Annotated in this window: 22 protein-coding genes; 18 read left to right on the forward strand and 4 right to left on the reverse strand. The window is 65.0% G+C overall.

Annotated elements, in window-relative coordinates:
- The first annotated feature begins 14 nt into the window (after positions 1–14).
- Both V8Z74_RS18830 and V8Z74_RS18835 read left to right on the forward strand, forming a co-directional pair.
- A complete protein-coding gene (locus V8Z74_RS18830) occupies positions 15–1442 on the forward strand; it encodes an MBL fold metallo-hydrolase RNA specificity domain-containing protein (protein ID WP_349710627.1) in 1428 nt (475 codons plus the stop codon).
- A 9-nt stretch (positions 1443–1451) separates the two neighbouring features.
- Complete coding sequence (locus V8Z74_RS18835; protein ID WP_349710628.1) at positions 1452–2705, forward strand: MgtC/SapB family protein; 1254 nt, start codon at positions 1452–1454, stop codon at positions 2703–2705.
- On the opposite strand, the gene V8Z74_RS18840 is transcribed toward V8Z74_RS18835, so the two are convergent.
- Positions 2674–3204, reverse strand: coding sequence for a pyridoxamine 5'-phosphate oxidase (locus V8Z74_RS18840; RefSeq protein ID WP_349710629.1), 531 nt, complete (start codon positions 3202–3204; stop codon positions 2674–2676). The genes V8Z74_RS18835 and V8Z74_RS18840 overlap by 32 nt on opposite strands.
- A gap of 221 nt (positions 3205–3425) precedes the next feature.
- On the opposite strand from V8Z74_RS18840, the gene V8Z74_RS18845 reads away from it, so the two are divergent.
- The 15 genes from V8Z74_RS18845 to V8Z74_RS18915 all read left to right on the forward strand — a co-directional run bounded on the left by V8Z74_RS18845 (position 3426) and on the right by V8Z74_RS18915 (position 20414).
- Entirely contained in the window at positions 3426–5129 is a 1704-nt protein-coding gene (locus V8Z74_RS18845) for a long-chain fatty acid--CoA ligase (RefSeq protein ID WP_349710630.1), read from the forward strand.
- A gap of 298 nt (positions 5130–5427) precedes the next feature.
- Positions 5428–6960, forward strand: coding sequence for a PAS domain-containing hybrid sensor histidine kinase/response regulator family protein (locus V8Z74_RS18850; RefSeq protein ID WP_349710631.1), 1533 nt, complete (start codon positions 5428–5430; stop codon positions 6958–6960).
- A 161-nt stretch (positions 6961–7121) separates the two neighbouring features.
- On the forward strand, positions 7122–7517 hold the full coding sequence (locus V8Z74_RS18855; RefSeq protein ID WP_349710632.1) for a hypothetical protein: 396 nt from the start codon (positions 7122–7124) through the stop codon (positions 7515–7517).
- Positions 7518–7845: 328 nt separating this feature from the next.
- Positions 7846–9018, forward strand: a complete 1173-nt coding sequence (locus tag V8Z74_RS18860; RefSeq protein WP_349710633.1) for a nucleotide sugar dehydrogenase — start codon at positions 7846–7848, stop codon at positions 9016–9018.
- A 430-nt stretch (positions 9019–9448) separates the two neighbouring features.
- Positions 9449–10474 carry a UDP-glucose 4-epimerase GalE gene (gene galE / locus V8Z74_RS18865; RefSeq protein WP_349710634.1) on the forward strand — a complete coding sequence of 342 codons (1026 nt, stop codon included), beginning with the start codon at positions 9449–9451 and terminating at the stop codon, positions 10472–10474.
- A gap of 290 nt (positions 10475–10764) precedes the next feature.
- Positions 10765–11262, forward strand: a complete 498-nt coding sequence (locus V8Z74_RS18870) for a hypothetical protein (RefSeq protein WP_349710636.1) — start codon at positions 10765–10767, stop codon at positions 11260–11262.
- Between the two features lie 353 nt (positions 11263–11615).
- On the forward strand, positions 11616–12332 hold the full coding sequence (locus tag V8Z74_RS18875) for a substrate-binding domain-containing protein (RefSeq protein ID WP_349710637.1): 717 nt from the start codon (positions 11616–11618) through the stop codon (positions 12330–12332).
- A gap of 175 nt (positions 12333–12507) precedes the next feature.
- The gene (locus V8Z74_RS18880; RefSeq protein WP_066483354.1) at positions 12508–13863 is read left to right on the forward strand and encodes an MFS transporter; all 1356 of its coding nucleotides are present in this window, start codon (positions 12508–12510) and stop codon (positions 13861–13863) included.
- 79 nt (positions 13864–13942) lie between these two features.
- Positions 13943–14971: an amidohydrolase family protein gene (locus V8Z74_RS18885; RefSeq protein ID WP_349710638.1), complete on the forward strand. Its 1029-nt coding sequence runs from the start codon at positions 13943–13945 to the stop codon at positions 14969–14971.
- 148 nt (positions 14972–15119) lie between these two features.
- Positions 15120–15803, forward strand: a complete 684-nt coding sequence (ligK, locus tag V8Z74_RS18890) for a 4-carboxy-4-hydroxy-2-oxoadipate aldolase/oxaloacetate decarboxylase (RefSeq protein ID WP_066483364.1) — start codon at positions 15120–15122, stop codon at positions 15801–15803.
- Positions 15804–15974: 171 nt separating this feature from the next.
- Complete coding sequence (locus V8Z74_RS18895) at positions 15975–16892, forward strand: amidohydrolase family protein (RefSeq protein WP_349710639.1); 918 nt, start codon at positions 15975–15977, stop codon at positions 16890–16892.
- Positions 16893–16894: 2 nt separating this feature from the next.
- A complete protein-coding gene (ligA, locus tag V8Z74_RS18900; protein WP_349710640.1) occupies positions 16895–17350 on the forward strand; it encodes a protocatechuate 4,5-dioxygenase subunit alpha in 456 nt (151 codons plus the stop codon).
- A 4-nt stretch (positions 17351–17354) separates the two neighbouring features.
- Entirely contained in the window at positions 17355–18224 is an 870-nt protein-coding gene (locus V8Z74_RS18905) for a class III extradiol dioxygenase subunit beta (protein ID WP_349710641.1), read from the forward strand.
- Between the two features lie 99 nt (positions 18225–18323).
- Positions 18324–19283 (forward strand): Gfo/Idh/MocA family oxidoreductase, encoded by a 960-nt coding sequence (locus V8Z74_RS18910; RefSeq protein WP_066483434.1) that lies wholly within the window; start codon positions 18324–18326, stop codon positions 19281–19283.
- Positions 19284–19397: 114 nt separating this feature from the next.
- Entirely contained in the window at positions 19398–20414 is a 1017-nt protein-coding gene (locus V8Z74_RS18915; RefSeq protein WP_349710642.1) for an aldo/keto reductase, read from the forward strand.
- Positions 20415–20492: 78 nt separating this feature from the next.
- On the opposite strand, the gene speG is transcribed toward V8Z74_RS18915, so the two are convergent.
- A complete protein-coding gene (speG, locus tag V8Z74_RS18920) occupies positions 20493–21011 on the reverse strand; it encodes a spermidine N1-acetyltransferase (protein ID WP_349710643.1) in 519 nt (172 codons plus the stop codon).
- Positions 21012–21041: 30 nt separating this feature from the next.
- Positions 21042–22553 (reverse strand): MFS transporter, encoded by a 1512-nt coding sequence (locus V8Z74_RS18925; protein ID WP_349710644.1) that lies wholly within the window; start codon positions 22551–22553, stop codon positions 21042–21044.
- Between the two features lie 98 nt (positions 22554–22651).
- Here V8Z74_RS18925 and V8Z74_RS18930 point away from each other — a divergent pair, with 98 nt between their 5' ends.
- Positions 22652–23533: a LysR family transcriptional regulator gene (locus tag V8Z74_RS18930; protein ID WP_349710645.1), complete on the forward strand. Its 882-nt coding sequence runs from the start codon at positions 22652–22654 to the stop codon at positions 23531–23533.
- Between the two features lie 91 nt (positions 23534–23624).
- Here V8Z74_RS18930 and V8Z74_RS18935 read toward each other — a convergent pair whose 3' ends face one another.
- On the reverse strand, positions 23625–24632 hold the full coding sequence (locus tag V8Z74_RS18935) for a Bug family tripartite tricarboxylate transporter substrate binding protein (RefSeq protein WP_066483388.1): 1008 nt from the start codon (positions 24630–24632) through the stop codon (positions 23625–23627).
- Positions 24633–24781 lie beyond the last annotated feature (149 nt).

Raw genomic sequence — 24781 nt, forward strand, 5'->3', positions numbered from 1 at the left:
TATAGCATGGCTGCATGCACATCACATTCCATGGCGCGGCCCGGCAGGTCACCGGCTCCTGTTTCCTGGTACAGGCACAGGGCTGCCGCTTTCTGATCGACTGCGGCATGGTGCAGGGCAGCCGCGAGGCGCGCGAGCGCAACTACCGGCCGTTCCCGTTCGACCCGCGGCGCATCGACTTCGTACTGCTGACGCATGCCCACATCGACCATTGCGGCCTGCTTCCGCGCCTGGCCGAGCATGGTTTCGCCGGACCGGTGTATGCCACGCCCGCCACGGTGGATCTGGCGGATGTGCTGCTCAAGGACAGCGCGCACATCCAGGAAGTGGAGTTCGACCGCGCACAAAAGCGCGATGCCAAATCCAGGGAGCGCGGGAAAGGCCGCCGAAGCCATGCTCCGGTGCTGCCGCCGCTTTATACGCAGCGCGACGTGGAGCGCTGCCTGCAGCAGATGCGCGGCGTGGCCTATGACGAGGAGTTTTCTCCGGCCGAAGGTGTACGGGTGCGCTTTCGCGATGCCGGGCATATCCTGGGCTCGGCCATTGCGGAAATCTGGCTGGCTGACGGACAGGGCGGTACACGCAAGATGGTGGCCAGCGGTGACCTGGGACAGCCCGGGCGTCCCATCCTGCGGGATCCGACACCCATAGACGCGGCAGACGTGCTGTTGATCGAGTCCACCTACGGAGACCGGCTGCACAAGGACATGCCGGCCACGCTGGATGAACTGGTCGATGTGGTCAACCGGACCGTTGCCCGGGGCAATGTGGTGATTCCCGCCTTTTCCGTGGGGCGCACCCAGGAGATCCTGTACCACTTCCTCCAGCAGGCTGCCTGCGGCCGGCTGGCTCCGCTGGACATTTTCGTCGACTCTCCCATGGCCGTGGCCGCCACGGAAATCACCGCCCGGCATTTCGAGCTGTTCGACCAGGAGGCGCGCGAACTGCTGGCGCGGGCCCGGCACTCGTCACAGCTGCTGCGCGTGCATTTCATCAGCGATGTGCAGGACTCCATCCGCCTCAACCGCGTGCAGTCCGGCGCAGTCATCATTTCGGCCAGCGGGATGTGCGATGCGGGCCGCGTCCTGCATCACCTGCACAACAATCTGGGCCGGCGCGAATGCGCGGTCATCATCGCGGGCTTCCAGGCCGAGGGCACGCTGGGCCGCCGCCTGGTGGACGGAGACCGGCTTGTACGCCTGCTGGGCGACGATATCGAAGTGCGCGCCTCCGTGCATACCTTGGGCGGCTTCTCGGCCCATGCCGACCAGAAGGCGCTGCTGGACTGGGCGCGGGCCATGCATCAGCCGCCGCGCCAGGCCTTCGTGGTGCACGGCGAAGCGGTGGCCTCCCAGGCCTTGGCGGCAGCCCTGCGGCTGGAGCCTGGCTGGAATGCCTGCGAGGTGACGGTGCCGCAAGAGGGCGCGATGCACCCCATCTAGGAGCGGGCCATGGAACTGCCGTGGGAAGCGCTGGACCACTGGATCGCCTCTCTGGCGCTGGGCCTGCTGATCGGCGTGGTGAGCGAACGCCGCGAATCGGCACGCCGCTCCATGGCCGGCATCCGCACCCATGCGCTGACGGCGCTGCTGGGATGCGCGGCCTGGAGCCTGGGCATGTGGCCCTTTGCCGCGACGCTCCTGGTCCTGGGCGGCCTGGCCGTCGTCGCCTATTGGCGTTCCTCGCGGCGGGATCCGGGGTTGACGGGCGAAGTGACGCTATTGCTCTCGCTCACCCTGGGCGCGCTCTCGCACCAGAGTCCCGTGCTTGCGGCCGGCCTGGGCGTGCTGTGCGCCATCCTGGTCCATGCCAAGGAGCGCCTGACCCGCTGGAGCCGCGTGCTGCTGCGCGAACAGGAGCTGCACGACGGCCTGCTGCTGGCCGCAGCCGCGCTGGTGGTGATGCCATTGTTGCCGGCTCGTCCCATCGATCCCTGGAACGTGCTGCAACCGGCCACCTTGTGGCGGGTGGTGGTCCTGGTCATGGCCGTAGGCATGCTGGGGCAGGTGCTGACGCGGGCGCTGGGGCCTCGCTGGGGTTTGCTGGTCACGGGGTTTTTCTCGGGCCTGGTGTCGTCGACGGCCGCCGTCGCCAGCCTGGGCCAGCGGGCCCGGGGGCAGCCCGCACAGCTTTCGGCCACCGTGGCTGCGGCCATGCTGGCCCAACTGGCATCCCTGGGCCTCCTGGCAGCCCTATTGGCCGCTGCTTCCATGCCCTTGCTGCGGTCCATGGCCTGGCCGCTGGCTGCCGCCGCGGCAGGCCTGCTGCTGGCGGCGGTGGCGGGCCTGCGCCAAGGCTGGCTGCAGCCGGGCCCGAAGGAGACGGCAGCAAAGGAGGCCGCACAAGCGCAGACGGATTCTGCCCGTGCCTTCCGGCTTTCCCAGGCCCTGGCCATCGCCGCCATCATGGCGCTGGTGCTGCTGCTCGCTGCGTGGCTGCAGCACCTGTTCGGCAATGCCGGTGTGCTGGTCGGCAGCGCCGTGGTGGCCCTGGCGGAGGCACATGCTGCCGCTGCCGGACTGGCGCAGCTCCATGCTTCGGGCAGCCTGCCGCTGGCGATGGCCCGCTGGGGTGTGCTGGCGACATTGGCGGCCACGGTCGCGGCCAAGTCGGTGCTGGCATTTGCCTCGGGAGGGGTGCGCTACGGCGCATGCGTCAGCACGGGCCTGGGCCTCATGCTGGCGGGAGCATGGCTGGCGGCGTAGCCAGCGCCTCGATCAGCTCGTGCGCCGAAACATCGCGCGCCGCGCCGAAGCCGGCCACATGGCGTGCCAGCGTGGGAGTGATGCAGATGAAGCGGAAGTCTCCGAGCAGGGTCATGGGCTCGGCCTCGGGAAAGCGCTGCAGGTAGGCGGTGCGCATGCCTTGCCAGAGCACGCTGTCTTGCGGCGGGGTGGATGCCACGCCCTGGATGCTGGCGCGCTCCAGCGCATGCACGCCCTGGCCGGGCTCTTCGGCCGCCGTCACCAGCAGGCTGACCGCGGGGTGCTGCTCCATGGCCCGGGTGTGGGCGGCCAGGCCGCTCACATGGATGACAAAGCAGGAAAACTGCGCGCACCACGCCCAGGGCACCATGGACAGCCAGGGGGCGGGCAGGGCGGCGGCTTGCACCGGCGCGGCCAGCGGCTGTACGGCCAGGGCGGCCGTGCGCCGGCTGGCAAGCAGCGTGCGCAGGGAGATCTGCAGGCGTGATTCGTGGGGCATGCCGCCATGGTAAGCGCAGCGGCCACAGCGTGGGGATGCTGTGAAAATCATAGCGTTCAGCGCATGCTGGAAAAGGCCTGCGGCCCCAAAGAGACTGCAGGCCGAACGTCACCTTGGCGACCAGGTGTTGGGGGCATCCCGGATGCCTCCTGCAGGCGCAGGGCCTAGCCTTGATGGCTGATCCGCGATTTGTCGTGTTTTTTACTTATCCTGCACCCGCCATGTCCGCCACAACACCTGCCCACTACGCTTACTGGCCCACCCGTCTGCCCCACTCGATCACCGTTCCCGCCACCAGCGTCTGGGAAAACCTGGCCATCAATGCGCGCCGCTACCCCGACAAGACCGCGCTGGTGTTCATGGGCCGCTCCACAAGCTACAAGGAGCTGTGCGACGGCACCGAGCGCATGGCGGCCTACCTGCACAGGCTGGGCGTGCAAAAGGGCGACCGCGTCATTTTGCTCATGCAGAACACGCAGCAGCTGGTGCTCGCGCATTACGCCATCTTCCGCGCCAATGCCGTGGTGGTTCCCGTCAACCCCATGAACATGGCCGAGGAACTCAAGCACTACATCACGGATGCCGGCGCCAAGGTGGCCATCACCACGGCGGACCTGGCACCCGAGCTGGCCAAGGCCAGCAACGGCCTGCCCGTAGGCCAGGGGCTTGAGCACATGGTGGTCACGCAGTTCACCGATGCCTTCGATGCCGGCGTGCAAGGCCCCGATGCGCCGCCCGAGAGCTGGCGCAACTGGCTGCTGTCCGAGCGCGAGCCCGCGCAGCTGCAGGGCGGCACCGTCCATGCGTGGACCGAGGCGCTGGCCTGCACCGACGCGCCGCCCGCGCACACGGCGGGCCGCGACGACATGGCCGTGCTGCCTTATACCAGCGGCACCACGGGCCAGCCCAAGGGCTGCATCCACCTGCACCGCAGCATCAACCACAATGCCGTGGCCGGCAGCTACTGGGGCACGGGCACCAGCGAAAGCGTGGTGCTGGCCGTGGTGCCGATGTTCCACATCACCGGCATGGTCTCGGTGCTGCATGCGGCCATCTACATGGGCGCCACCATCGTCGTCATGCCGCGCTGGGACCGCGAGCTGGCCGGCCGCCTGATCTCCCACTACCAGGTCACCAGCTGGACCAATATCCCCACCATGGTCATCGACCTGCTGGGCAGTCCCAATTTCGCCTCCTTCGACCTGTCCAGCCTCAAGTACATCGGCGGCGGCGGCGCGGCCATGCCCCAGGCCGTGGCCCAACGCCTGCTGGAGCAGTACGGCTTGCGCTTTTGCGAAGGCTACGGCCTGACCGAAACGGCGGCGCCCACGCACAGCAACCCGCCGGACCGCCCCAAGCAGCAATGCCTGGGCATTCCCTTCATGAGCACCGATGCGCGCGTGGTCAACCCCGACACCGGCGAGGAGGTGCCCCAGGGCGAGCAGGGCGAGATCGTGGTGCACGGCCCCGAGATTTTCGAAGGCTACTGGCAGCGCCCCGATGCCACGGCCCAGGCCTTCATGGAGATCGGCGGCAAGCGGTTCTTCCGCACCGGCGACCTGGGCCGCGTGGACGAGGACGGCTACTTCTTCATCACGGACCGCCTGAAGCGCATGATCAACGCCAGCGGCTTCAAGGTCTGGCCTGCCGAAGTCGAGGCGCTGATGTTCCGCCATCCGGCCATCCAGGAAGCCTGCGTGATCTCGACCAGGGACGCCTATCGCGGCGAATCCGTCAAGGCCGTGGTCGTGCTGCGCGCCGGCCATGAAAACACCACGGAAGAGGAAATCGTCCAATGGTGCCGCGACAACATGGCCGTCTACAAGGCGCCGCGCTCGGTGCTGTTCGTGCCCGCGCTGCCCAAGAGCGGCAGCGGCAAGGTCATGTGGCGCATGCTGCAGGAACAGGAAAACGCCCCCAAATAAGCGGCTGCATGCAGGGGAAAGCAAGGGCCGCCTGAAGCCGGCATTCCCGGCACGAAGGATCGGGCGGCCTCTGAAGGCCGCACATTCCTGCACCATCTCCGCAGCGGGCCGCGCTCCTTGCCTGGAGCTCGGCCCGCTGCTGCATTCCATGCCTTGCAAGGGGGCAATTGCCGTAGCTTTCCCCGGTGGTGCCTGGGAAGGGCACACTTTATGATGCACATATCAATCTCATGGCGTCCCAAGTTCGAGTGCCCATGCGCGCAAGCCAGGCACTCGGCGCTACAACCTTGCGAGCGATATGAGATCTATTCAGAAGACCCAAGATACCCCGATTGAAACAGAGGAGCAGTTCCGCCTCCTGGTCCAGGGGGTGACGGATTACGCGATCTACATGCTTTCGCCGGCCGGCATCGTGACGTCCTGGAATGCCGGTGCGCAGCGCATCAAAGGCTATAGCCGCGCGGAAATCATCGGCCGGCATTTCTCCTGTTTCTATACGCCGGAAGATTGTGCGGCCGGGGAGCCGGCGCTCGTTCTGGCAACGGCTGCCAAGGAGGGCCGTGTCGAACGGGAAGGCTGGCGCGTGCGCAAGAATGGCAGCCGCTTCTGGGCCCACATCGTGGTGGATGCCATTCGCGACGAGGCAGGAACTCTGCTCGGTTTTGCGAAGATCACCCAGGACATCACCCAGCGCAAGGAAGCTGCGGCGGCGCTTGAAAAAGCCAAGGCCGCGCTGTTCCACGCTCAGAAGATGGAAGCCATCGGAAGGCTGACGGGCGGCCTGGCGCACGACTTCAATAACTTGCTGGCCGTGCTGTCCAATGGACTGGAAGTGCTGGCCATGCAGTCGCGCACGCATATGGATACCCGGGTCATGGAGGGCATGCGCCGGGCGGTCGACCGCGGAGCCTCGCTCACCCAGCAGCTGCTTTCGTTTGCGTGGCAGCAGCCGCTGCAGGCGCAGGTGCACGACCTCAATGCTCTGGTGCGCGATTTCGAGCCGATGCTCGCACGCGCCAGCGGCCACCTGACGCTCATCGATTTGAGACTTCGGGCCCGCAATGCTTTCGCTCTTGTGGATGTGGCCGGGTTCGAGACCAATCTTCTCAATCTGGTCGTGAACGCCATGGACGCAATGCCCTCAGGCGGAGCCGTGACCATCGCCACCGACAACATTGCATCGGGCAGCGAAGTGACCTCGATCCTTCCTGCCGGGCACTATGTGCGGGTGTCCGTCTCGGATATTGGCATCGGCATGTCCGCGCAAGTCATGGCGCAGGCGTTCGAGCCCTTCTTTACCACCAAGCCGCCAGGCAAGGGCACGGGGCTCGGGCTCAGCCAGGTGTATGGATTCGTCACCCAATCGGGCGGCGATGTGGTCATCACCAGCAAAGAAGGCAAAGGGACAACGGTCGACCTCTACTTTCCCACGGCGGAACCGATGCAGGCGCTGCGCCTGCCGGACGTTTCGAAGTCCGAGACAGTCCTGCTGGTCGATGACGAACCGGATGTACTGGCGCTCGCATCGGAGATGTTCAGAAGCATCGGATACGAGACCGCTGCCGCAGGCAATGCCACCGAAGCGATCGAGATTCTGCGCAGGCGCACCGATATCGACATCGTCTTCACCGATATCGCCATGCCCCAGGGCATCAGCGGACTCGCGCTGGCGCGCTTGATCCGGGCGGAATACCCGGGCATCAAAGTCATCCTGACTTCGGGCTACCCGCTTTCTGCACTGCGCCACGAGCACGAAACCATCAGCCAGTTCGTGTTCGTACACAAGCCCTACCGCCTGGCCGATCTTGCCAAGGTGCTGAGGGCGGCGTGAACTAGCTGCCGGGCCCTGTGAAGCATGAGGTTGTGATTTCGAGGCCTATCCCGCAGCCCTGGCCAGGCTTGCAAATGGGGAACGGCACAGGTGACGGCTCTTCATAGGCTTGTTGCTCTGAACTGTCGTGCTGACCATGGCCGGTTGTCATGCCCGTGAGCATGGATACGAATACCGCTACCGCGATCCATGCTCTCGCTTCCTTGCATATGGCTGCGGGCCCCGGACCGGGCACCATCGCTGCCACCCGCATGGACTTCAACCTCATGGCCATGGCAGACACAGGCACCACGGCCACGGCATGCATCGACAATCTTCAGCGCCGTTGTGCGCGGAACACCGGAACAATGATTCACAAAGATTTTCCAGGCGGGCTCATAGACTTACCCTTCGTTCAGCAAAGGATGCCCGCCATGAAAAAAATGCTCTCCCTGGCCGCAGTGGCCTTGCTTCTCAGCGGTTGTGCCGTCTACCAGGACGGTTACTACGATGATGGATACAAAAAGCCGCATCCGCACGGCTGTCCTCCGGGCCAGGCCAAGAAAGGCAACTGCTGATATCCCAACCCGCTGCGGCGGGTTTTGTATTTCCGGTGTCCGGAACAGCTCGCCGCAAAGCAGCTTTGCCCCATGCATCTTCTTCAGGAAGCCGGCAAAGGCATGCCAAGCATGGCCCATGCAGATCCGCTGCCGAAGCGCGGGAACATATGCGTAGGCATTTCAATGCCGGTCTTGACCATTCCTTGCCGCAATTTTGAAAACGGCGCACCGATGCAGCTCGGTTGTCCGAGCTGGAACAGCCCTTGCCGGAGACCTCATGGCCTGGCGGATAAGCACCGAGAGGCTTGTCCGCCCGAAGGCCTGAGTCTTTGCATAAAGGTGCTGAATGACAAAGATCGCTGTTGTCGGAATAGGGTATGTGGGGCTGTCCAACGCTATGCTGCTGTCGCAATTCAACGAAGTGACGGCCCTGGATATCGATGCGCGCAAGGTGGAACTGCTGAACTGCAGGCAATCTCCGCTGGCGGATGCCGATATCCAATATTTTCTGGCGCACAAGAAACTGAAATTCCGTGCCACCCTGGATAAACAGGAAGCCTATAAAGACGCGCAATATGTCATCGTCGCAACGCCCACGGATTACGACCCCCGGTGCCGATGCTTCGATACCCGCTCCCTCAAGTCCGTGGTCAGCGATATCAGGCAAATCAATCCAAGGGCCGTCATCGTCATCAAGTCCACCGTTCCCGTGGGATTCACCCGGCAGCTCAAGAAGGAAATGGCGCATGAGAACATTCTCTACGCGCCGGAATTCCTGCGGGAGGGCAAGGCACTGCATGACAACCTCCACCCCAGCCGCATCGTGGTGGGAGAGCGTTCCGAACGTGCCCGCTTTCTGGCGGACCTGGTGCTCGAAAGCGCGGTGGATAAAAGAGCACCGGTATTGCTGACGGACAGCTCCGAGGCCGAGGCCATCAAGCTCTTCGCCAATACCTATCTGGCCATGCGCGTGGCCTACTTCAACGAGCTGGATACCTATGCGGCGGTGCACGGGCTGGATACGCGCCAGATCATCGAGGGCGTCTGCCTGGACCCACGCATCGGCAGCCACTACAACAATCCTTCCTTCGGCTATGGCGGCTACTGCCTGCCCAAGGACACCCGGCAGCTGCTGGCCGACTATGCGGACGTTCCGCAGCACCTCATCCATGCGATCGTGAAGTCCAACGGCACGCGCAAGGACTTTGTGGCGGGCGACATCCTGAACCGCAATCCGGCCGTGGTGGGCATCTACCGCCTGGTGATGAAAGCCGGCTCGGACAATTTCCGCGCCTCGTCCGTCCAGGGGGTGATGAAGCGGCTCAGGGCCAGTGGCATTACCGTGTTGGTGTACGAGCCGGCTTTGGATGCGCCGCACTTCCTCGATTCCCGCGTGACCAGGGACTTGGACGAATTCAAGCGGACAAGCGATGTGATCGTGGCCAACCGCATGGTGGACGAGCTGGCCGATGTCAAAGGCAAGGTCTACACCCGGGATCTGTTCGGGGGAGATGCCTGACTGGCCATTGGTTTTTTTGAAGCCAGGCTGTCTGGTGGACAGCTGCCTGTGAATGCTCAGCCCAAAATTCTGAAACCTGCGGCAGGAGCGCCGCGGCACCTATCCATCAACAAACCATTTCAATATCTTGAGAAAAACTTTGCGTTTGTTTCCATCTCCTGGTTTTTTTGCCGGGCAGAATGTGCATTCCTGTGTCCAGTCGGATAGCAATCTGCCAATTGATTGCACGGCAAATGCTTATAGATCCGTTTCTGGACGCCTTCGACGCACTTCACCCTATTCGAGTTTTGTGGGCTGGCAGAGTGTTTGAATCGAGCTGTTTCTGACAGCAGGATCTGTGCCTGCTATTCGCGGATGCTTGGTCATTCGCGCGGAAAATGGTGTATTTCTGAAACTGCGCGAGCGCTGAAGCCTTCTTGAAGGAATGAACATGAAAGTTCTGTTGACCGGCGGTGCCGGCTATATCGGCAGCCATACCGCAGTGGAACTGCTTGCGGCCGGGCATGAGGTCGTGGTGCTGGACAACTTCAGCAACAGCAGCCCTGTGGCCATGCAGCGGGTCGAGAGGATCACGGGCCGCCAGATCCCGGTGGTGCAAGGAGATGTGCGGGACCAGCCGCTGCTGGAGCGCGTGCTGCGCGAGCATGCGGTGGACGGCGTGGTGCACTTTGCGGGCAAGAAGGCGGTGGGGGAGTCGGTGGCCCAGCCCATCGACTACTTCGACAACAACGTCAACGGCACGCTGGTGCTGCTGCGTGCGATGCAGGCCACGGGCGTCAAGCGTCTGGTGTTCAGCTCTTCGGCCACGGTCTACGGCACGCCGCAGTACCTGCCGCTGGACGAGCAGCATCCGCTGTCCGTCACCAATCCCTATGGTCGCAGCAAGCTGATGGTCGAGGAAATCCTGTCGGACCTGTTCCATTCGGATTCCTCCTGGGCGCTGACGGTGCTGCGCTATTTCAATCCGATCGGTGCCCACGAAAGCGGGCTGATTGGCGAGGATCCTGCGGACATTCCCAACAACCTGCTGCCGTTCGTGGCCCAGGTGGCGGTGGGCCGGCGCGAGCGCCTGCAGGTCTTCGGCAGCGACTACCCGACGCCGGACGGCACGGGCGTGCGCGACTACATCCATGTCGTGGATCTGGCGCGCGGCCATGTGAAGGCGCTGGAGCGCCAGCAGCGGCAGTCCACGCCCGAGCACCTGGTGGTCAACCTCGGCACGGGCCGGGGCTACAGCGTGCTGGAAGTGGTGCGCGAGTTCGAGCAGGCCAGCCACAGGCCCGTGCCCTATGCGCTGGTGCCCAGGCGCCCCGGCGACGTGGCCACCTGCTTTGCGCAGACAGACAAGGCGCGCGAACTGCTGGGCTGGGAAGCCCAGTTCGGCATGCAGCGCATGTGCACGGATGCATGGCGTTGGCAGAGCAACAACCCGAAAGGCTACGACGAGGCTGCATAGCATGTCGGCAGGATTGAAAACTATCTAGGGAGCCCTGCTTGGGCTGCCGGTCACGGCCCGGTACGAAGAAGTGCCTGTTGGAACTGTCAAACTCCGGCCGGATTGTGTTTTGTTACCTTGTGCCTGTCATCCCGCGAGAACGCAAAACCGTTGAAAAAGACATCATATGGATGCATGGGCCCTGTTCCCATGAACCGGGAGGCGGAACGGCCGGTGCCTCTGCACACCGGTACCCGTTTGTGGTGTACGCGCAGGCGTGAGCATCTTCATCAAAAGAAATTGGGACTTGCATGGCTTTTCTACGTTCTTCGCTTCGTACAGCGGCAGCCGTCACGCTCGCATGCGCTGCCGGCCTGGCCCAGGCTCAGGCCTATATCAGCGGCTCGGTCTCTGGACAATTGGCACCGGGTGTGTATGGGCGCGTGGATATCGGCAATGCGCCGCCCGCGCTGCTGTACCAGCAGCCCATGCTGATCGCGCCGCCGGCCGTCGTGGTGCCGCAGCAGCCGGTCTACATGTGGGTGCCGCCAGAGCATTCGCGCCACTGGCGCCGCTACTGCGGGCGCTATCACGCTTGCGGCCAGCCCGTTTATTTCCTGCGCAATCCGCCGCCGCACTGGCACAGAGGGGGACCAGGGCCGCGTCCGGGCTGGGATCGCCCGGGGCCGCATTTCCACGAGGGCCGAGGCCATGGCCGGGGCGACTGGGACCGCCATGACCGGGGCCACGGACGCGGCCATGGACATGGAGGCGGCCATGGCGGAAGCCACGGCCACCATCGCGATTGATGCTTCGGTGCGCAGATGCCTGGCATCTGCCGTCCCGTCGAACAACGCCCTGCCGGCATGCGGCAGGGCGTTTTCATTTGCGCGGCTGAAAAGATATCTCAAGCCATTGATCTAGGGTTTACCAGTAGTTTTTTGTTGTGTTTTTGCAATCAAAGATGCTTTGATGTTCAAAAAAGATAGCTTCTATCCTTTGTAATGGAAGTGTTTGAAGCCATTTCTTTAGCTAGTATTTGTTGCTATACGTAGTTTCTCAGATATTCACATGAGGCATAGCAGCTAGCGGCGTGCCTGGGTGTTCCAGGGCTGCATGCCTATTCAAAATAGCTGTCATTCGTTTTGATGATGTGACAGCCATGCCCCAGACCGAGACTTCCAGCACTGCCTTTGCCCTCAAGGGCATTTCTTCCATGGCCACGCGCCAGGTGCTGGCGGAGCTGGCGGCGGCCTGGCAGGCGCAGGGCGGCGAGCCGGTGGCCATCGAATCGGTGGGCGGGGTGGATGCAGCCAGGCGCGTGCAGGCGGGCGAGGAGGCGTTCGATGTGGTGTTCCTGGCCGCCGATGCCATGGCCCAACTGGAAGACAGCGGCCGCGTGGTGGCCGGCAGCAGGGTGGCTCTGGTGCTGTCCAGCACCGCCGTCGCAGTGCCCGGCGGCGCAGTCTTGCCCGATATCTCCACGGAACAGGCCTTGCGCGCCGCGGTGCTGGCCGCGCCCCGCATCGGCTATTCCACCGGGCCCAGCGGCGTGGCGCTGCAAAAGCTTTTCGAGCGCTGGGGCATTGCCGAGCAGATCAGGCCGCGCATCGTGCAGGCCCGCCCCGGCGTGCCCGTGGGCTCGCTGATTGCCACGGGCGAGGTGGCCCTGGGCTTTCAGCAGCTGAGCGAACTGATCCATGTCGAAGGCATTGCGATCGTCGGACCGCTGCCGCAGGCAGTGGCCATCGACACGGTTTTCTCCGGCGGCGTGGTGGCAGGCTCGGCCCATGCCGATGCCGTGCGCCGCCTGCTGGCCTTCATGGCTTCGCCCGGCGCGGACGAGGCCAAGCGCCGCCAGGGCATGGAGCCTGCCTGACGGCGGGCCGGGCGGCACAGGCTGCATTCGGCAACAGAACTTCACCATTGAATCCATACAAGGGGCGGATACAAGCCCTGGCATGGCACGCGTATCGAGCATCTCTTGAAAAGGCGCCGTACCGGCCACGAAACAGGAGCGCGAGGCGACAAAGAGAGGCAACCGAGATACCAATATGACTTCGCAAACCATTTCCCCGGCAACGGACGCCACGGTCGCCAATGTGCAGACCGTGCTGAACGACCATCCGTTTTCCGGATTCCAATGGGTGATCTTCGCCCTGTGCTTTTTCATCGTGCTGCTGGACGGCTTCGATACCTCGGCCATCGGCTATATCGCGCCTTCGCTGATCACCGAATGGGGCGTGGCCAAGCCCGACCTGGCGCCGGTGCTGAGCGCCGCGCTGTTCGGCCTGGCCGGTGGCGCCATGGGCTCGGGCCCGCTGGCCGACCGCTTCGGCCGCAAGGCCGTGCTCGTGGGGTCGGTGCTGGTGTTTGCCATCGCCTGCCTGGCTTCGGGCTATTCGCATGACATCCAGACGCTGACCGCGCTGCGCTTCGTGACCGGCCTGGGCCTGGGCGCCGCCATGCCCAATGCCGTGACGCTGATGAGCGAGTACTGCCCCGATTCGCGCCGCGCCATGCTCACCAACGCCATGTTCTGCGGCTTTCCGCTGGGCGCGGCCTTCGGCGGTTTTCTGGCGGCGTGGATGATTCCGCATTTCGGCTGGCGCAGCGTGCTGCACCTGGGCGGCCTGGCACCGCTGGTGCTGGCCGTGCTGCTGCTATTGCTGCTGCCCGAGTCCGTGCGCTACATGGTGGCCAAGGGCTATGCGGCGGACCGCATCCGCAAGCCGCTGGCGCGCATTGCCGGCCATGCCGTGCAGAACGTGCAGCGCTTCGTGATGACGGAGAACAAGGCGGCCGTGGAGGGCAAGAGCGGCATGGGCGTGGTGCTGTCCAGCCAATACCGCGTGGGTTCGGTCATGCTGTGGATTGCCTACTTCATGGGCCTGGTCATCTTCTACGCGCTGATGAACTGGATGCCTGTGCTGTTCAAGGAGGGCGGGCTGGACCCCAAGACCGCGACGCTGGTGGCCGCGCTGTTCCCGCTGGGCGGCGTGGGCGCGGTGTTCTTCGGCTGGCTGATGGACCGCTTCAACGCCAACCGCATCATCGCCATCGGCTACGCGCTGACGGCCGTGTCGATCTGGTGGATCGGCCAGGAAGCGGGCAGCCTGGGCTGGCTGGTGGTCTCGGTGTTCGTGGCCGGCACCATCATGAACACCGCCCAGTCGTCCATGCCGGCGCTGGCCGCGGCCTTTTACCCCACCAGCGGCCGGGCCACCGGCGTGGCCTGGATGCTGGGCATCGGCCGCTTCGGTGGCATCGCGGGCTCCTTCCTGGTGGCCGAGCTGACGGCACGCCAGCTGGGCTTCAGCCAGATCTTCTCCGTGGTGGCCATTCCCGGCCTGATCGCCACGGCGGCCCTGGTCATCAAGCAGCTGGCCAGTCCCAGGGCGGCCGACTGATTTTGCAAAATGGGGCCGGCCCGGATGGCCGGCCATCTCTGTCAACCGTTGATTTCCAACCTTCGAGAGGGGTTCATTCATGATTATTGACGTACACGGCCACTACACCACGGCGCCTGCGGCGCTGGGCGTCTGGCGCGACCTGCAGATCGCCGGCCTCAAGGATTCGAGCAAGGCACCCCAGGCTTCGGACCTGAAGATCAGCGACGACGAAATCCGCGAGACCATCGAGAACAACCAGCTCAAGCTGATGAAGCAGCGCGGCTCGGACCTGACCATCTTCAGCCCGCGCGCCTCGTTCATGGCCCACCATATCGGCGACTTCCAGACCTCCAGCACCTGGGCCGCGATCTGCAACGAGCTGTGCTACCGCGTCAGCCAGCTGTTCCCCGACAACTTCATCCCCGCCGCCATGCTGCCGCAGTCGCCGGGCGTGGATCCCAGGACCTGCATTCCCGAACTCGTGAAGTGCGTGGAGCAGTACGGCAACGTGGGCATCAACCTCAACCCCGATCCCTCGGGCGGCCACTGGACCTCGCCGCCGCTGTCCGACAAGAGCTGGTATCCCATCTACGAAAAGATGGTGGAGTACGACATCCCCGCGATGATCCACGTCTCCACCAGCTGCAATGCCTGCTTTCACACCACGGGCAGCCATTACCTGAACGCCGACACCACGGCCTTCATGCAGTGCCTGACCAGCGACCTGTTCAAGGACTTCCCGACGCTGAAGTTCCTGATCCCCCACGGCGGCGGCGCCGTGCCCTACCACTGGGGCCGTTTCCGCGGCCTGGCGCAGGAGCTGAAGAAGCCGCTGCTCGAGGAGCACCTGCTGAACAACATCTTCTTCGACACCTGCGTCTACCACCAGCCGGGCATCAACCTGCTGACCGAGGTCATCCCGACCAAGAACATCCTGTTCGCCAGTGAGATGATCGGCGCCGTGCGCGGCATCGACCCGCAGACCGGCCACTACTACGACGACACCAAGCGCTACATCGAGGCCACGCAGAACCTGACGGCCGAGGAAAAGCACATGGTCTACGAAGGCAACGCGCGCCGCGTGTTCACGCGCCTGGACAAGGCGCTGAAGGCCAAGGGCCTGTAATCCATCACTATCGAAACAGGAGCTGGCTGCGCTTTGCCCGCATCGATTTCAGTGTGAATCCATAGAAATCTGGCTGTCATCAAGCGCAAGCTGCTCATGTTTTTGCATTCTTCGGGCCTGCGGCGCAGGCCTGTCCAGGAGGTTTGATATGTACGAACTCGGAGTCGTTTACCGCAACATCCAGCGCACCGACAGCGCCGTTGCCGATGCACTGGCCGCCCTCGGCTCGGCCACGGTGCACGAGGCCATGGGCCGCGTGGGACTGATGAAGCCCTATATGCGCCCGATCCAGCAGGACGTGCAGGTGTCCGGCACGGCCGTCACCGTGCTGCTGCAGCCTGGCGACAACTGGATGATGCATGTGGCCGCAGAGCAGATCCAGCCCGGCGACATCGTGGTCGCCACCGTCACGGCCGAATGCAGCGACGGCTATTTCGGCGACCTGCTGGCCACCAGCTTCAAGGCGCGCGGCGCGCGCGCGCTGATCATCGAGGCCGGCGTGCGCGACACCAAGGTGCTGCGAGAAATGCATTTCCCGGTCTGGAGCCGCTACGTGTCCTCCAAGGGCACCATCAAGGCCACGCCGGGCTCGGTGAACATTCCCATCGTCTGTGCGGGCGCCTATGTCACGCCCGGCGACGTGATCGTGGCCGACGATGACGGCGTGGTCTGCGTGCCGCGCGCCATCGCCGCCAAGACGCTGGAAACCGCGCTCAAGCGCGAGGCCAACGAAGGCGGCAAGCGCGAGATCTTTGCCGCCGGCACTCTGGGCCTGGACTACTACAAGATGCGCGAAGGGCTGGAAAAGGCCGGTCTGCGGTATATCGATTAACACCCCCTGAGCCGCTTTCGCGTCTTCCGCCTGTTGCACGACGCCCTCTCTCGCTTCGCGGGAGGGGGACGATGCCCTCGCTGCGAGGCGGCTCTTGCTTGGCATCCCTGAGTTGTGCCGCGCTGCTTTGACGCATGGCGGGCATCTCAAGAACCGTTGAGGAAAAGACAAATGAGCCAATTTGAAAAAACCCCCGGCTGGCTGGACTGGTACGCCGGCCCCAGCAAGCCCAGGTTCCAGCTGCCCGCAGGCGCCGTCGATGCGCACTGCCACGTGTTCGGCCCCGGCGACGAGTTCCCGTTCGCGCCCGAGCGCAAGTACACGCCCTGCGATGCCAGCAAGGCGCAGCTGTTCGCGCTGCGCGACCACCTGGGCTTTGCGCGCAACGTGATCGTGCAGGCCACCTGCCACGGCGCCGACAACCGTGCCATGGTCGATGCCTGCCTGTCGTCGGACGGCAAGGCGCGCGGCGTGGCCACCGTCAGGCGCAGCGTGACCGACGAGGAGCTGCAGGCGCTGCACGCCGCCGGCGTGCGCGGCGTGCGCTTCAACTTCGTCAAGCGCCTGGTGGACTTCACGCCCAAGGACGAGCTGATGGAGATCGCGGGCCGCATCGCCAAGCTCGGCTGGCACGTGGTCATCTACTTCGAGGCCGTGGACCTGCCCGAGCTGTGGGACTTCTTCACCGCGCTGCCTACCACCGTGGTCGTGGACCACATGGGCCGCCCCGACGTCAGCAAGGGCGTGGACAGCGCGGAGTTCGCGCTGTTCCTGAAGTTCATGCGCGAGCACCAGAATGTGTGGAGCAAGGTGAGCTGCCCCGAGCGCCTGACGGTGACCGGCCCCAGGGCGCTCGATGGCGAGCAGAACGCCTACCGCGACGTGGTGCCGTTCGCGCGCCGCGTGGTCGAGGAGTTCCCCGATCGCGTGCTATGGGGCACCGACTGGCCGCATCCCAACCTCAAGGACCACATGCCCGATGATGGCCTGCTGGTCGACTTCATCCCCCACATCGCGCCCACGGCCGAGCTGCAAAAGAAGCTGCTGGTCGACAATCCCATGCGCCTGTACTGGCCCGAGGAGGTCTGACCATGGCCCTCGAGAAACCCTATCTGGACGTGCCCGGCACCATCATTTTCGATGCCGAGCAAAGCCGCAAAGGCTATTGGCTCAACCAGTTCTGCATGTCGCTGATGAAGGCCGAGAACCGCGAGCGCTTCAAGGCCGACGAGCGCGCCTATCTCGACGAATGGCCGATGACCGAGGAGCAGAAGCAGGCCGTGCTGGCGCGCGACCTGAACTGGTGCATGCGCACGGGCGGCAACATCTATTTCCTGGCCAAGATCGGCGCCACCGACGGCAAGAGCTTCCAGCAGATGGCGGGCTCCATGACCGGCATGACCGAGGACGAGTACCGCGCCATGATGATGGGCGGCGGCCGCTCGGCCGATGGCAACCGCTTTGTGGGCGAGGACGGCGACGCGCAGGCGCACCGCCAGCCACAAGGTACTGCCGGCAAGGCCGGACAACAGAAGAAGGAAGACTGAACCCATGGCCCGCATCACCGCATCCGTCTATACCTCGCATGTGCCGGCCATCGGCGCGGCCATGGACCTGGGCAAGACCCAGGAGCCTTACTGGCAGCCGCTGTTCAAGGGCTATGACTTTTCGCGCCAGTGGATGAAGGACAACAAGCCCGACGTGATCTTCCTGGTCTACAACGACCATGCGACCGCGTTCAGCCTGGACTGCATCCCCACGTTTGCCATCGGCACCGCGGCCCGGTACCAGCCCGCCGACGAAGGCTGGGGCCCGCGCCCCGTGCCGCCGGTGGTGGGCCACCCCGAGCTGGCCAGCCATGTCGCCCAGAGCGTGATCCAGCAGGACTTCGATCTCACCATCGTCAACCAGATGGACGTGGACCATGGCCTGACGGTGCCGCTGTCGCTGATGTGCGGCGAGCAGGACCCCAAGACCGGCGCCTGGCCCTGCCCGGTGATTCCGTTCGCCGTCAACGTGGTGCAGTATCCCGTGCCTTCGGGCCAGCGCTGCTTCAACCTGGGCCGCGCCATCCGCAAGGCCGTGGAAAGCTACGACGAAGACCTGAATGTCCACATCTGGGGCACGGGCGGCATGAGCCACCAGCTGCAGGGTGCGCGCGCCGGCCTGATCAACAAGGAATGGGACAACAGGTTCCTGGACCTGCTGATCGAGAACCCCTCTGGCCTGGCGCAGATGCCGCATATCGACTATGTGCGCGAAGCCGGCTCGGAGGGCATCGAGCTCGTGATGTGGCTGATTGCGCGCGGCGCCATGTCCGACGTGGACAGCCCCGCGCCCCTGCCTAAAGTGGCGCATCGCTTCTATCACGTGCCTGCATCCAACACGGCCGTCGGCCACCTGATCTTGGAGAACCAATGAGCGTGCCCCCACGTTCATCGCTTCGCGCAATCACTGCCCCGGTTCCCTGAGGAACAGGGGCCTTCGCCTCCCTGAGGCGGCTCTATGGAGAAAGAAATCATGAGCAAGACCATCAAAGTTGCCCTGGCGGGCGCCGGTGCCTTCGGCATCAAGCACCTGGACGGCATCAAGAACATCGACGGCGTGGAAGTCGTATCCCTCGTCAGCCGCGACCTGGAAAAAACCCGTGAAGTGGCCGACAAGTACGGCATCCGGCACGTGAGCACGGACCTGGCCGACAGCCTGGCACTGCCCGAAGTGGACGCCGTCATCCTGTGCACGCCCACGCAGATGCACGCAGCCCAGGCCATCCAGTGCATGAAGGCCGGCAAGCACGTGCAGGTGGAGATTCCGCTGGCCGACAGTCTCAAGGAAGCCGAGCAAGTGCTGGCGCTGCAGAAGCAGACCGGCCTGGTGGCCATGGTGGGCCATACCCGCCGCTTCAACCCCAGCCACCAGTGGGTGCACAAGAAGATCGAGGCTGGCGAATTCCACATCCAGCAGATGGATGTGCAGACCTATTTCTTCCGCCGCACCAACATGAATGCGCTGGGCCAGCCGCGCAGCTGGACCGACCACCTGCTGTGGCACCATGCCGCCCACACCGTGGACCTGTTCGCCTACCAGGCCGGCAGCCCCATCGTGAAGGCCAACGCCATCCAGGGCCCCATCCACAAGGACCTGGGCATCGCCATGGACATGAGCATCCAGCTCAAGGCCGCCAACGGCGCCATCTGCACGCTCTCGCTGTCGTTCAACAACGACGGCCCGCTGGGCACGTTCTTCCGCTACATCGGCGACACGGGCACCTACATCGCCCGCTACGACGACCTGTACAACGGCAAGGAAGAGAAGATCGATGTGTCCCAGGTCGATGTGTCCATGAACGGCATCGAGCTGCAGGACCGCGAATTCTTCGCCGCCATCCGCGAGGGCCGCGAGCCCAACTCCAGCGTGCAGAAGGTGTTCAACTGCTATAAGGTGCTGCACGAGCTGGAGCAGCAGCTCAACGCTGCCTGATTTCGGTAGACTACCGAAACCATAGCTGCCCGCGCCCGCCGTACAAGCGGTAGCGGGCTTTTTCATTTGATTCGGATTGGCCGTGTGATGCCAGGCCAGTCTGCGGAGCACGCCATGGAAAACCGCCATATCGGACCCTTCACCGTCGCCAACGTAGCCCTGGGCTGCATGAATTTCTGCCATGCCTACGGCAGTCCCGTCTCCACCGAGCAGTCGCATGCCGTGCTGCATGCGGCGCTGGATGCGGGCGTGACGCTGTTCGATACGGCCGCGCTCTATGGCTTTGGCGCTAGCGAGTCGCTGGTCGGGCCGGTGCTCAAGCCCCATCGCAGCCGCATCACCCTGGCCAGCAAGGGCGGCATGGCCGGCGTGCGCGGCGAGGACGGCGTGATGCGCCGCGTGATCGACGGCCATCCCAGGACCTTGCGCAGGAACTGCGAGGACAGCCTTCAGCGCCTGGGCACGGACGTGATCGACCTGTACTACCTGCACCGCTGGGACCAGCGCGTGCCCATCGAGGAGTCGGTCGGCGAGATGGCGCGCCTGAAGGAAGAGGGCAAGATTCGCGCGCTGGGCCTGTCCGAAGTCGGCACCGAGGCGCTGCGGCGCGCGCACCGCGAGCATCCGATTGCCGCGCTGCAAAGCGAATATTCGCTGTGGTCGCGCAATGCCGAGCTGGGCACGCTGGCTGCCTGCAAGGAGCTGGGCATTGCCTATGTGGCCTTCAGCCCCATGGGCCGGGGTTTCCTCAGCGGCAAGCTGCAGGGCGTGGACGGCCTGGTCAAGGGCGACATCCGTGCCTCCATGCCGCGCTTCGCGCCCGAGGCCTATGCGCGCAACCTCCGGCTGTTGGCCCCCATGCAGGCCATTGCCGAAAAGGCGGGCTGCACGATGGCGGAGCTGGCCATTGCCTGGGTGCTGCACCAGGGCGAGCATGTGATTGCGCTGCCCGGCACGACCAGCGTCGACCATCTGCTGGAGGATGTGCGCGGCGGTGGCGTCAGGCTCGATGCGGCCGTGCTGGCCGAACTCGACGAGCTCTTCAAGCCCGAAGCCATTGCCGGCGACCGCTATGCGCTGCAGGCCCAGGGCGAGGTGGATACCGAGAAATACCCGTTCGAAAAGCGCTGAGTCCGCATCCGTGAAAAGGCCTGCGTGGATTTGCATCCCGCAGGCCTTTGTCTGCGCGCCTGTCGAGGAAGCACGGCCTCATGCCATGCGCTGCAGATAGGGCGCCTGCAGCATGTACATGCGGATCACGCTGCGGTACTGGCCGTTGGAAAAGAATTCGTCCACCAGTTCGCCTTCGGGGCGAAAGCCGATCTTGGTGTAGATGTGGATGGCCTTGGCGTTTTCCTTGTCCACATACAGATAGATCTTGTGCAGGTTCAGCACGCGAAAGCCGTAGTCCAGGGCCTGGCGCGTGGCATGGGCCGCAATGCCTTTGCCTTGCTGGTCGGGCGCGACGATGATCTGGAACTCGGCGCGGCGGTGGATCAGGTCGATCTCCACCAGTTCCACCAGGCCGGCGCGCTCGCTGCCGTGCTCGACCACGAAGCGGCGTTCGCCCTGGTCGTGGACGTGGGCGTCGTAGAGGCTGGTCAGTTCGTCGAAAGTGGCGTAGGGCTCCTCGAACCAGTAGCGCATCACGCTGGCGTTGTTGTCCAGCAGATGCACGAAGCGAAGGTCCTCGCGCTCCAGAGGTCTGAGTTGAATGGATGTGTTCATGAATGATTCTTGGTGGTTGTTCAGAATGGTTCAGGGGCGCATGCGCTGCCGCACGGCCCAGGCGGCGGCCAGCAGCAGGGCTGTAGCCAGCAGCAGCACGGCGGCAAAGCCGTGGTCGAAGGCGGTGCTGGCGGCCTGCACCAGGTCGCTTGCGGCATCGCCCCTCAGGGCTTCGGCGGCCAGCAGGGCTTCGTCCAGGCTGTCGCGCACCGTGGACGGCACAGGGGTGCCAGTGGCGGGCACAACGAGGGTGCGCGCATAGACGGCCGACAGCAGGCTGCCCATGACCGTTACGCCCAGGGCACCGCCCAGTTCGTAGGAAACTTCTTCCACCGAGGCGGCCATGCCGGCGCGTTCGGCTGGGGCGCTCATCAGCAAGGTGGCCGAAGCGGCCGTCATGGTCGCGCCGATGCCGGCGCCCAGCACCGTCAGGCTCAGGGCCTGCCACAGGACGGGTGCCTGGTGCAGCGCCAGATAGCCGCCCATGCCCAGGCCGGAGGCCAGCAAGGCCAGGCTCAGCAGCCGAGCACTGCCCCAGCGCGGCAGCAGGCGCCCGGCGACAGGGCCTGCGACAAAGGCCGCGATCGGCAGCGGCAGCACGGCCCAGCCGGCCTGCAGGGGGCTCAGGCCCAGCACCAGCTGCAGGCGCTGGCTGAACACCAGCTCCATGCCCAGCAGCGCGGCCGATGCCACCAGGGCCGCTGTCACGGCGGTGCTGAAAGCCTTGTTGCCGAACAGCGCCAGATCCAGCAGCGGGTGGCTGCTGCGGCGCTGGCGGCGCACGAAGATGGCGAGAAAGGCAATGCCCGTGAGCAGTGCGATGGCGGCCAGCAGCCAGTCGGGCGACTGCTTGCCCAGTTCCTTGAGCGCATAGGTGCCGGCCATCAGGCCCAGCATCGCCTGGATGCAGGCTCTCAGGTCCCAGGGGTGTTCCCGGTTGCCGCGGCTGGCGGGAATCCAGCGCCAGGCCAGCAGCAGGGCGACGAGCACGATGGGCACATTGATCAGGAACACCGACCCCCACCAGAAATGCGCGAGCAGCGCGCCGCCGACCACGGGGCCGAAGGCCGCTCCGCCCGAGGCCACCGAGGCCCAGATGCCGATGGCCAGCGCACGCTCCCGGTCGTCGATGAAGGTGAGCCGTATCAGCGACAGCGTGGCCGGCATCATCATGGCCGCGCCCACGCCCAGCAGCGCCCGGGCTGCAATCAGCACGCCGGTGCCGGGCGCAAAGGCCGCAGCCAGCGATGCCGCGCCGAACACTGCAAGGCCGGCCATGAACAGGCGCTTGTGGCCGAGGCGGTCGCCCAGCGTGCCCATGCCCAGCAGCAGGCCCGAGACCACGAGCGAGTAGCTGTTGATGATCCAGAGCTTGGCCGAGGCGGTGGCCGCCAGGTCGTGGGTCAGGCGCGGCAGGGCGGTGTAGAGCACGGTCATGTCGATGACGATGAGCAGCAGCGCAGCCGATACGATGCCCAGCACCAGCCAGCGGCTGGCGGCCGGGGCGGGGGATGGAGGGGGAAAAGCAGGTGTGATGTCCATGGGAATCCTCTCCGCAGCAGTAATCGTGGGAGATGTCTTCCGATAATCGATCAATTTTTGATTTGCGGGAAGTTCAGATCAGTCAATAAAATTGATGAATGGAATGGACGCTTGAACGCCTGAACCAATTTGTCGCCGTGGCCGACTGCGGCTCCATGACCCAGGCGGCCCGCCGGCTGGGCCGTGCGCAGTCGGCGGTCAGCATGGCCATGGGGCTGCTGGAGGCTGATCTGGGATTGGCGCTGTTCCATCGCGTGGGGCGCTCGGTGCACCTCACGCCTGCGGGCGAGGTCATGCTGCTGGAGGCGCGCGCCTTGCTCAACCAGGCGCAGGCGCTGGACCTGCGCGCGCGCGGGCTGGCCGCGGGGCAGGCTGCCAGGCTGTGCGTGTCGCTCGACGAGGCGTTGCCGTATCCGCCGTTTGCGCGGCTGCTGCGCGAGCTGGCCCAGCAGTTCCCGGCGCTGGAGCTGACGCTGCTCAACGGCACGGCGGCCGAAGTGGCGCGCGATGTGCAGACGCGCCGCGCCGAGCTGGCCTTCCAGTTCGACCGCGGCCCGGCCGATGCGCAGTTTGCCCAGCGCTATGTGGCCGGGGTGCCGCAGATGGTGTTCGTGGCGCGCAGCCATGCGCTGGCGGCCACAAGCCATGGCCCGGTCACCCGCGAGGACCTGGCGGCGCATCGCCAGCTGGTCATGCACATCGAGGGCGTGGAGGACCTGGTGATCAGCCCGCGCATCTGGCGCTCGGACAGCTTTTACGTGATGGCCGACATGCTGGCCGACGGCATAGGCTGGGGCATTCTGCCGCGCAACATCGCGCAGACGCCCGACATCGAGCCGCGCATCGTGGCGCTGGATTGTCCGGAGCTGCGCCTGCCGCCATTGGCGGTGCGCATGCTGAGCCTGCAGGGCGCCGTGCTGGACGGCACGGCGCTGTGGATCCAGCAGCGGCTGGCGGCCCTGCTGATAGAGGGCGACTGAGCCGGAGGCCGCACCGTGCCCGCCGGGAGGCCGGATGCGGCATCAAAAAAACAGCCGCCCGAAGGCGGCTGCTGGCGGATGGCCGGGACGCTCAGTCCAGTGCCAGGCCGGCCTTCTTGATCACATCGCCAAAGCGCTTGCTTTCATCGGCCATGAACTGCTTGAATTCGGCGGGCGTGGGGGTGAAGCTCTCATAGCCGAAGGCCGCGAACTTCTCCTTCACGTCCTGGCCGGTCAGTGCCTGGCGCACGTCGTTGCGGATCTTTTCCTGCACGGCGGCGGGCGTGCCGGGGCGCACGGCCAGGGCATTCCAGCCGGTCACGGCATAGCCGGCAGGGCCGCCCGATTCGGAGACCGTGGGCACGTTCTCGTAGCCCTCGATGCGCTTGGGCGCCGCCACGGCCAGAAAGCGCAGCTTGCCGCCGCGCACCAGCGGACCGGCCGTGCCAAGCGAGCCCAGCGCAAAGCTGAGCTGGCCGGTGGCCACGCCCTGGTAGAGCTGGCTGGTTTCCTTGTAGATCACGTGCTCCATCTTGGTGCCGGTCATGCTCTCCAGCAGGGCCGATCCCAGGTGCACCGGGTTGCCCACGGACCAGGAGCCGTAGTTGAGCTTGCCGGGGTGGGCCTTGGCGTCGGCGATCAGGTCGGCCATGGTCTTGTACGGGCTGTCCACCGGCACGCAGACGAAGAAGTAGTTGCGGAACAGCGGCATCAGGATGTCGAAATCCTTGTCCAGGTTGTACGGCAGCTTCTTGAACAGGTGGGGGTAGGCCGCGATGTGCACGTTGTCCAGCTGGATCATGTCCGTGCCGTCGGTGGCGCCGCGCTTGAAGGCTTCGATGGCGATGAAGCCGTTGCCGCCGGGGCGGTTTTCCACCACCACGGGCTGGCCCCAGGCGCGGCCCAGCTTGTCGGCCACGAGGCGCGAGAGGCCGTCCGGGCCGCCGCCCACGGGGAAGGGGTTGATGATGCGCGAGGCCTTGGTGGGCCACTTGGCGGCATCGGCCTGCGCAAAAGCGGGCATGGCGCAGCCTGCGGCCATGGAGGCGAGGGCAAGCGCTGCCTGGCGGCGGTTCATCTGGAACGAGCGTTGGCTCATGTTTTTGTCTCCCGGGACCGCGAGCGGTCCATCTGTCTGTCGTTGAGGTTCGCGCGTTGGCCGGCCGTTGCGGCAGGGCGCTCGCGCATATTGAATGTCTGTTGCCGACGCATTGGCCCTGGCGCCGGTCGAACGGATTGTGACATCCG

Origin of the sequence: Comamonas sp. w2-DMI (genome assembly GCF_040187735.1) — a bacterium.
GTDB classification, from domain to species: Bacteria; Pseudomonadota; Gammaproteobacteria; order Burkholderiales; family Burkholderiaceae_C; genus Comamonas; species Comamonas terrae.

Excerpts from the sequence above, each read along its gene's own strand:
- V8Z74_RS18830 (WP_349710627.1), top strand. The coding sequence starts at position 15 with ATGCACATCACATTCCATGGCGCGGCCCGGCAGGTCACCGGCTCCTGT.
- V8Z74_RS18835 (WP_349710628.1), top strand. The coding sequence starts at position 1,452 with ATGGAACTGCCGTGGGAAGCGCTGGACCACTGGATCGCCTCTCTGGCG.
- V8Z74_RS18840 (WP_349710629.1), bottom strand. The coding sequence starts at position 3,204 with ATGCCCCACGAATCACGCCTGCAGATCTCCCTGCGCACGCTGCTTGCC.
- V8Z74_RS18845 (WP_349710630.1), top strand. The coding sequence starts at position 3,426 with ATGTCCGCCACAACACCTGCCCACTACGCTTACTGGCCCACCCGTCTG.
- V8Z74_RS18850 (WP_349710631.1), top strand. The coding sequence starts at position 5,428 with ATGAGATCTATTCAGAAGACCCAAGATACCCCGATTGAAACAGAGGAG.
- V8Z74_RS18855 (WP_349710632.1), top strand. The coding sequence starts at position 7,122 with ATGGATACGAATACCGCTACCGCGATCCATGCTCTCGCTTCCTTGCAT.
- V8Z74_RS18860 (WP_349710633.1), top strand. The coding sequence starts at position 7,846 with ATGACAAAGATCGCTGTTGTCGGAATAGGGTATGTGGGGCTGTCCAAC.
- galE (WP_349710634.1), top strand. The coding sequence starts at position 9,449 with ATGAAAGTTCTGTTGACCGGCGGTGCCGGCTATATCGGCAGCCATACC.
- V8Z74_RS18870 (WP_349710636.1), top strand. The coding sequence starts at position 10,765 with ATGGCTTTTCTACGTTCTTCGCTTCGTACAGCGGCAGCCGTCACGCTC.
- V8Z74_RS18875 (WP_349710637.1), top strand. The coding sequence starts at position 11,616 with ATGCCCCAGACCGAGACTTCCAGCACTGCCTTTGCCCTCAAGGGCATT.
- V8Z74_RS18880 (WP_066483354.1), top strand. The coding sequence starts at position 12,508 with ATGACTTCGCAAACCATTTCCCCGGCAACGGACGCCACGGTCGCCAAT.
- V8Z74_RS18885 (WP_349710638.1), top strand. The coding sequence starts at position 13,943 with ATGATTATTGACGTACACGGCCACTACACCACGGCGCCTGCGGCGCTG.
- ligK (WP_066483364.1), top strand. The coding sequence starts at position 15,120 with ATGTACGAACTCGGAGTCGTTTACCGCAACATCCAGCGCACCGACAGC.
- V8Z74_RS18895 (WP_349710639.1), top strand. The coding sequence starts at position 15,975 with ATGAGCCAATTTGAAAAAACCCCCGGCTGGCTGGACTGGTACGCCGGC.
- ligA (WP_349710640.1), top strand. The coding sequence starts at position 16,895 with ATGGCCCTCGAGAAACCCTATCTGGACGTGCCCGGCACCATCATTTTC.
- V8Z74_RS18905 (WP_349710641.1), top strand. The coding sequence starts at position 17,355 with ATGGCCCGCATCACCGCATCCGTCTATACCTCGCATGTGCCGGCCATC.
- V8Z74_RS18910 (WP_066483434.1), top strand. The coding sequence starts at position 18,324 with ATGAGCAAGACCATCAAAGTTGCCCTGGCGGGCGCCGGTGCCTTCGGC.
- V8Z74_RS18915 (WP_349710642.1), top strand. The coding sequence starts at position 19,398 with ATGGAAAACCGCCATATCGGACCCTTCACCGTCGCCAACGTAGCCCTG.
- speG (WP_349710643.1), bottom strand. The coding sequence starts at position 21,011 with ATGAACACATCCATTCAACTCAGACCTCTGGAGCGCGAGGACCTTCGC.
- V8Z74_RS18925 (WP_349710644.1), bottom strand. The coding sequence starts at position 22,553 with ATGGACATCACACCTGCTTTTCCCCCTCCATCCCCCGCCCCGGCCGCC.
- V8Z74_RS18930 (WP_349710645.1), top strand. The coding sequence starts at position 22,652 with ATGGAATGGACGCTTGAACGCCTGAACCAATTTGTCGCCGTGGCCGAC.
- V8Z74_RS18935 (WP_066483388.1), bottom strand. The coding sequence starts at position 24,632 with ATGAGCCAACGCTCGTTCCAGATGAACCGCCGCCAGGCAGCGCTTGCC.